Consider the following 279-nt stretch of genomic DNA (forward strand, 5'->3'; position numbering starts at 1 on the left):
GAGCTTCATGGATAAACTCATAAACACTACTAACAACTGCAATAAAAACTAATACAATAAAAACTATAATAGAAATTTTTTTTGATATTTTAAGCAATTTTTTTACCTTTAAAGTTAGTATTATTTATTATAGCATTATTAGATACAATCTTAAAATCTTCTTTTATATCATCTATAATGGTATTGCTTTGTTTTGTATTGTTTTCTTGATTTGAATTTTCATCTTGATTTAAATTTTTATTTATTTCTTTGTTTTTATTTTTATTTATTGTTTCATCT

General features: G+C 19.0%; 1 pseudogene. It reads right to left on the reverse strand.

Annotation, left to right across the window (positions count from 1 at the left end):
* Nucleotides 1-89: 89 nt before the first annotated feature.
* Nucleotides 90-279: pseudogene (locus tag ELQ11_RS10505) on the reverse strand (hypothetical protein); the annotation flags it as partial.

Origin of the sequence: Campylobacter sp. US50a (assembly GCF_004379015.1) — a bacterium.
Taxonomy (GTDB): domain Bacteria; phylum Campylobacterota; class Campylobacteria; order Campylobacterales; family Campylobacteraceae; genus Campylobacter_D; species Campylobacter_D jejuni.